The organism is Streptomyces sp. H27-H5 (genome assembly GCF_026627505.1).
Classification (GTDB): Bacteria; Actinomycetota; Actinomycetes; order Streptomycetales; family Streptomycetaceae; genus Streptomyces.
Map to the genome: position 1 here is coordinate 1 of NZ_JAPNLK010000197.1, position 5,900 is coordinate 5,900.

5 protein-coding genes are annotated in these 5,900 nt (G+C 72.2%); 1 reads left to right on the plus strand and 4 read right to left on the minus strand.

Annotated features, from left to right (window positions below; genetic code table 11):
* Positions 1-189 precede the first annotated feature (189 nt).
* From OTB19_RS41220 to OTB19_RS41230, 3 genes are all read right to left on the minus strand, one after another.
* Positions 190-933, minus strand: coding sequence for a scabin-related ADP-ribosyltransferase (locus tag OTB19_RS41220; protein WP_267803995.1), 744 nt, complete (start codon positions 931-933; stop codon positions 190-192).
* 208 nt (positions 934-1,141) lie between these two features.
* A complete protein-coding gene (locus OTB19_RS41225; RefSeq protein WP_267803996.1) occupies positions 1,142-1,408 on the minus strand; it encodes a hypothetical protein in 267 nt (88 codons plus the stop codon).
* On the minus strand, positions 1,408-2,097 hold the full coding sequence (locus OTB19_RS41230) for a DUF5994 family protein (protein WP_420717022.1): 690 nt from the start codon (positions 2,095-2,097) through the stop codon (positions 1,408-1,410). The genes OTB19_RS41225 and OTB19_RS41230 overlap by 1 nt, the downstream gene beginning before the upstream one ends.
* A 324-nt stretch (positions 2,098-2,421) precedes the next feature.
* Between OTB19_RS41230 and OTB19_RS41235 the strand changes: the two genes are divergently transcribed.
* Positions 2,422-2,961 (plus strand): DUF5994 family protein, encoded by a 540-nt coding sequence (locus OTB19_RS41235; RefSeq protein WP_267803997.1) that lies wholly within the window; start codon positions 2,422-2,424, stop codon positions 2,959-2,961.
* 206 nt (positions 2,962-3,167) lie between these two features.
* Here the strand turns inward: OTB19_RS41235 and OTB19_RS41240 are convergent, their stop codons facing one another.
* Positions 3,168-5,594, minus strand: coding sequence for a helicase-associated domain-containing protein (locus OTB19_RS41240; protein ID WP_267803998.1), 2,427 nt, complete (start codon positions 5,592-5,594; stop codon positions 3,168-3,170).
* Positions 5,595-5,900: the final 306 nt, after the last annotated feature.

Sequence of the window (5,900 nt, forward strand, 5' to 3'; positions counted from 1 at the left end):
GCTCGACAGCTACATCATCAACCGCAACGAGAACGCCAAGCCCTTCCGCTGGACCTACAAGGGCACCCCACTCAAGGAAGCAGCCTGACCAACACCCCTCCACGAACTTTCGCGGTGCAGCACTAGTGCGGCGGGATCTCGCCGGGGGTTCCCGACCGGGGGTTCCCGACCGGGGGTTCTCGGCCGGGTCTAGCGGGCCGCGACCGCGCGGGCCGCCGGGTCGTTCTTGTACGGGGCGAAGCCGGCGTTGTCCTTGCAGCCGAGCTCCTCCCAGGTGCTGATCTTGGTCGCCGGGTCGGTGTAGGTCAGGCGGTACTTGCAAGCACCCTTGATGTAGCGGCCCTTGACCCCGCCCGGGAAGTCGATCTCCTTGTTCCAGAGGTAGGGCGAGTTGTAGTTGTTCAGGTGCGCGGTGGCGTTCACGTCGATGCCGCCGGGCGCGTAGATCTCGTAGACCCAGCCCGTCTTCTCGGCGCCGTAGGTCGCGAACTTCTGCGCCACCCACTTCTCGCACGTGGTGCTCAGGTGCGCGCTGTCCTGCCCGCCGCCCTTGACGATGTACTCGGCGAGCGGGGTCAACCGGTCGCCGCGCGGCGTGAATCCGGTCTCGAAGATCTCCTCGACGCTCTCCCGCGTGTCCCCGCGCCACAGGGTGTTGGTGTCGCTGCGCCACTGCCAGCGCTCGTTCGCCGCGGCGGCCGCGACGGGGCGGGCGATCCTCGGGTTGGTCGTCGTACGCCACCAGTCCCAGGCGCGGTACTCGACGGTCGGCCCACAGGGCGAGGTCAGGTCGTCGACGAGCGCCGCCGGAGCGGCGGACGCCGCGAGCGCGACGGGTGCGAGGGGCGCCGCGTGCGCGGCGACGGCCGGGGCGGCGGCTGCGGCGGAGACGAGGGAGACGGCGGCGAGGACCCGGAGAGCGGCCTTCAACATGGTGGGGAGCCCATCAGTCGATCAACATGACGGGCCCTGTTATAGGCGCGAAGATCCCCCCCTCCCGGGCACGGTCCGGCCGATCCACCCACACGGGTGGAACAGTCGTACTGGGGAAAGGATCCGCCTCACGCCGACGACGGCACGGACGGCCACCGCGGCGAGCGCGGCCGCCGGCACCGGCGGCCGCGCAACCGGCGGCCACGCGTCAGACTTCGTCCGCGTGCGCCCCGGTACCGACACCCCTGAGCGGTCTGCTGGTGCTCAACCAGGGCCGCTCCGGCCCGGCCACGGCATCGGTGTCCACCGTGAGGTGCAGCCGCGTGCCACCCTCCGGGGCCGGATAGCTGCGCTGCTCCGTGGCGCCGAAGAAGTGACGCAGGACCTCGGCGACCGCACGGGCCGCCTCGGGGGAGGCGGCGACGATACGGACTTCGGCCCGCCCCGTCGCGGGCCGATACTCGGTACGGGCCATCAGGACGTCCGGCCCGACCCGCCGGCCGCGGCCATGCCGGCGGCCGTCGCCAGGGGGATCGCCTCCACGGGCATCACGGGCAACCCCGGACCCCGGACGCGAGGGCTCGCGTGCGGGTCACCCAGCGGTTCACCGACGGGCGACATGCACGCTCCGCCCTCGGTCTCCCAGGTGACCTCCCAGTCCGCCTCCCGGCGCTGCGCCTCGCGCACACCGCGCCCGATGACGGCCTCGTTGGCCATCAGGGTGCCGGCGCTCAGCATGCTGCCGGGGAGTGCGGCCGCCGCCAGCAACCGGGCCGCCGAGGCGGGCGCGGTCTCGGGCGGGATCACCAGCAGGTCCCACCGGCCGACGGTGAAGGACAGCAGGATCAGCTTGTCGGGATCCTGCTCGACGAACCGCCCGACGTGAACGAACCGCCCGGCGACGTCCACCTTCGGCGGGACGACCGGCCAGTGCATCGGGTTCACGGTGACGCGGGTGATCCGCCCCCACAGCTCGTCGAGCGCCGCCATCAAAGGCGGGAGTTCGACGGCGAGGTCACGGGAGTGGGGCCACCACGCCCCGTCCAGGGCGGTGACCAGCGCGGAGCGCGGGGCGAGACGCAGTCGCGCCGCCATCGCGAGCGCCGGCGCGAGGTCGTGGTGCGTGGTCCGTCCTAGGGGCATTCCTGCCAGGGTCGTGTTCATGACGCGAACCGTCCCCCGGGCCACCCGTCGGCAGCCCGGCGTCTCGTGATCGCCGGAAACGACACTCGCCTGCGGCCGGTGTACGAAATGCTCCCGGTCCTTCGACTGTACTCCCGTACGACGCCCCGGGAACCTCCCACGACCAGGCACTTTCCCGCCCGGCCGCCCCCTGGCCCGCCGCAGGGGCCCGACCGGTCGGGCCCCTGCGGGGAACACGCCCCCGGAGTACCGTTGAACCACGAAGCCAGCGCCCGACCGGCGACGACACCGCCCTGCGGTACGGCAGACGGTCGAGCACGGCCTCCCCCGAGACGGGCGAACCACATGGCCGACTCCGAGAACCACCACCACTACGAGCTGCTTCTCCCGGACGAGATCCACCACACGGTGAAGCCGGGCACGGCGCTGCTCCGACTGGAGACCACGCACACCCGGGAAGGCGTGCTGGACGGCGCGTGGTGGCCCCGTTCGAGCGACCCCGTGGCCGAGCTGCCCGAACTGATCTCGGTGCTCACCGGCCACCTCGGCCCGATCACCCGCATCGGCCTGGACGCCTCGACCTGGCAGGACATCCCGACCCGCCTGGTCGTCGACGGCCACGTCGTGCACCTCGTGTCCGACCCGGTCGGAGACGACACCGTCCTCATCACCCGCGGCGAGAACGACCACTTCGCGCTCCTGGTCGTCCCCCCGAAAACCCGGCCCGCCGCCGCCCGCACCGCGATGGCCCGAGCGGTCCGCGCCGACAACACCGCCCGCGCCACCCAGATCCTCATGGCCGTCACCATCGAACCCCCCGCCCCCGAGGGCCCCACCCCCGAGGCCCCCACCGCCGAGGACGACACGACGACCCCGGTCGCGTGAGACCCACCAGGGCGGACCGGTCATCGCGAGCCAACGCAGAACGCCCCGGCCGGGGCGTGCCTCAGCGGCGCGGCGGCCTCGATCATGCGGGAGAAGGCTCGGGCTACTGGCTACTGGCTACTGGCTCCGGGTGAAGGTGCACAGTGTGGAGGATTCCGTCCCGCTGATTCCGGGGCTGCAGCGCTGACCTTGGACGCCTGACCGGCCTACGGGGGCATGACGCCGTGGATGCGGGAGAGCGTGAAGACGCGTTCGGCTTCACGCAGGTGACACCAGGCTTCCAGGTAGGGCGGGTCGAGTTCCAGGCTGCTCAGGGTGCGTACGGTGCGACTGCCCGAGGTCGCGACGTACTCGACGGTGATGGCGGTGCCGGCGTCGATGGCTTGGGCGAGCTGGCGGACATCGCTGTACGACAGGTGCTTCGCGTATCCGGCGACGATTTCTTCGGTGTCCGTCCCGAAGGGGACTCCGCTGCCGAAGGGGTCGGGGTCCGGCGCGTTCGGCGGCGCGGCCAGCAGTCGGACAGCCAGATCATCCATGTCGGCGCCGCCCGGGACCTTCGACGTACGGATGGCCGTGCTTCGGGTGCCGCGCTTGTCGCCGGTCTGCCGAGGGGGCGGAACAGGAGCGGCCGCCCGCTGGGGCCGCACCTTCTCGATGCGTACGGTTCCCCCGGCCGTTTCGGCGACGGGGGCGTACCCCTCGGCGCGGAGCGCTGCGAGGGTTGTGTCGAGCGAGCTACGACTGACCAGAACAGTCGGCGCAAGCCGGCGCAGGCCGAGCTTGGAGAGCCCCCGGTGGGCGGCGAGTTCGGCCAGGAGCGCCGGGTCCTCGCCGTGGAGGACGCAGGCGGCCGGGGCGATGCGCACGCGTCCGTGGCCCCGCGCGGTGTCGGCGATGAGATAGGACAGCGGCTGGGGCAGGGTCCCGGCTGTGATGGCGGCCAGATCGGCTGCGATGTCCCCCGGGGCGCGGCCGGCGTCCAGGGCCCGTCGGATGCTGCCGGAGCTGAACCGCCACACCGAGGCCGTGCCACTGGTTTCCCGGTCAGCGGTGGCATCGAGGATCTCGGCGACCCGCGCGGCCGCTGTGCCGGCGACGACGGCGGTGAGGTCGCCGCCGATCCGGGCGGTTTCGGCGGCCGGGGGCAGCAGTCGTCGGCAGGTGGCGGTCAGTCCTTCCGCGTCGTGGGCGAGCAGATGGACGCCCAGAGCCGACAGGGCGCCTCGGGCGATCACTCCGAACATTTCGGCCTCGCGGATCACCGCGGCGAACGGGGTGATGTCCGTAGGCGAGGTGTCGGCGAGCGGGCGGTGCCAGGCCACCGTCGGTCCGAGATCGGAAGCGTTCTTCACACCCTGACCGGCCGGGAGCTGTGCCGCTGCGGCAAACAGCCCGTGACGGGCCTGGCGGCAGCCGTTACAGGGCGGTGCTCCCGCGAGGGCCGGCAGGACCTTGTTGTCCTCATCGCGCGCACGGGTGGAGGTGAGCGGCAGTTCGCGCCATGCCTGGAGCAGCGTGGCAAGCCGCTCTGCGGGCTCCTGTTCCGCCCAGACGTCGTATGCCTCGGTCGGTGCCACGCGGTCGCCGACGCGGGCCAGCAGCCCGGCCGCGTACGCGGCCTCCAGGGTGATGCGGACCGCGGCATCGTCGGCATGGGCGGCCTTGCCGATTCGGGCCAGCTCACGCGCGCCGATCCCACCGGACTTGAGTCTGGAGGGCGGAGCCGAGGAACAGGCCGAGAGGACCGAGGCGGCCTGGGTCAACAGCGCCGCGGCCGAGGCCGCGGCCTCCCGCTCTACCTCGGCAGGGGTGATGGACACCAACTGAGGGGACGGTGGAAGCGGGGCGAAGGGGGCGCGCCAAGTGGGCCCGCGCAACGCCAGCGCGACTTCGACGGGCATACGCGCGGGACCGTATCGGCGGCGGTCCTGGATCAGCAGGCCCCGGTCGAGTGCCCATCGCGCCCCCGGTCCGAGGACGGGGCCAGGGGTCCCGAACACGATGGCCTGCGGCTGCCTCGGCGCAGACCCTGCCCGGTGGGTCAGCAGCTTCTGTGTGACCGCGGGCGCTCGTGCCACCACTTCGGCAATGATTTCGGGGTCGCTGTGGTGCGCGACGAGCGCCGCCATACGCTGCTGCTTGGTGCCGGGAGGCTTGATACCCAGCGCCACCAACATGCCGCGCAGCTCGTCGGAGGTCATGTCCGCCAGCAGCTCCGCAAGTGGTGCGTCCAGCCCGAGCGGCGCGTCCCACGCTTGCCGCAACGGTGCCGCCGTGTGGAGCCTTCCGTTGTGGTCCGGCCAGACCAGCGCGTGCCCGGCCAGAGTCTCCAGGACCGCTTCCAGCGCGCGGCCGGCATCGCTTGCCGTCGCTCCCAGCAGCTTCGCCAGGGCCTCGCGCGACGCGGTCGTACCGAGCGCCGCCACGGCCTCGGCCACCTGCAAGTCGGGCAGGGTGAGCAGGGGCAGCGCGAGTGCCACCGACCCCGGCCGCTGAAGGCGGTCCGCCAGCTCCCCCACCGAGCGGGGCTCCGGAGGGGACGCGGTGTCGTTCCGTGTCGCGAGCACGCGTGCCAGGCGCGGGCCGTCGAGACCGCTCAGCCAGGCTGTCAGCGTTGATCCGGACGCCATGGAAACCTCTCCTCCGGCCAGGAAACGGACCGTGGCCGGACCTCGGCCAGTCCGGCACCGGGCTCAAGGATGGCCCATCCGGTGGGTGTGGACGTCTCGCAAGGCGCAAGATCCCCGCCCACGGGTGACCTCGAGCCGCGCGCCCTGCCGGACGCAACGGGGAGCGCCACCCCGTAGCCGGCTAAGTGGTCTGCGTCGTAAGTCCTTCGGGGGTTGATCACGCGGCCTTGGCGGCGGAGGATTCTTCTGGGTGATCGGCGGTGTGCTGGTCGAGCCTGGCCAGGAGATCGTCCAGGTCGGAGGTGG

Bases quoted from the DNA above. Each gene is read 5' to 3' on its own strand.
- OTB19_RS41225 (WP_267803996.1), bottom strand. From the start codon at position 1,408: ATGGCCCGTACCGAGTATCGGCCCGCGACGGGGCGGGCCGAAGTCCGT.
- OTB19_RS41235 (WP_267803997.1), top strand. From the start codon at position 2,422: ATGGCCGACTCCGAGAACCACCACCACTACGAGCTGCTTCTCCCGGAC.
- OTB19_RS41220 (WP_267803995.1), bottom strand. From the start codon at position 933: ATGTTGAAGGCCGCTCTCCGGGTCCTCGCCGCCGTCTCCCTCGTCTCC.
- OTB19_RS41230 (WP_420717022.1), bottom strand. From the start codon at position 2,097: ATGAACACGACCCTGGCAGGAATGCCCCTAGGACGGACCACGCACCAC.
- OTB19_RS41240 (WP_267803998.1), bottom strand. From the start codon at position 5,594: ATGGCGTCCGGATCAACGCTGACAGCCTGGCTGAGCGGTCTCGACGGC.